1 rRNA gene is annotated in these 501 nt (G+C 49.7%); it reads left to right on the plus strand.

The window, feature by feature from the left end:
• A 23S ribosomal RNA gene (locus tag ACFO4O_RS14025) occupies positions 1–501 on the plus strand; the annotation flags it as partial.

Raw genomic sequence — 501 nt, forward strand, 5'->3', positions numbered from 1 at the left:
GGTGGATGCCTTGGCAGTTAGAGGCGATGAAGGACGTGTAAGTCTGCGAAAAGCTGTGGTGAGCTGACAAAACGCATTTGAGCCACAGATGTCCGAATGGGGAAACCCACCGCTTCGGCGGTATCTGCATGTGAATACATAGCATGTAGAGGCAAACGAGGGGAACTGAAACATCTAAGTACCCTTAGGAAAAGAAATCAACCGAGATTCTCCTAGTAGCGGCGAGCGAACGGGGAGCAGCCGAGTAATTATGAAGTAGTGGAATGTGTTGGGAAGCACAGCGATACAGGGTGATAGCCCCGTACACGAAGGTTCATAGTTGCCATATTAAGTAGGTCGGGACACGTGTTATCTTGACTGAAGATGGGGGGACCATCCTCCAAGGCTAAATACTCCTAACTGACCGATAGTGAAGTAGTACCGTGAGGGAAAGGCGAAAAGAACCCCTGTGAGGGGAGTGAAATAGAACCTGAAACCGTATACGTACAAGCAGTGGGAGCA

Source organism: Glaciecola siphonariae, from assembly GCF_042652645.1.
Classification (GTDB): Bacteria; Pseudomonadota; Gammaproteobacteria; order Enterobacterales; family Alteromonadaceae; genus Glaciecola; species Glaciecola siphonariae.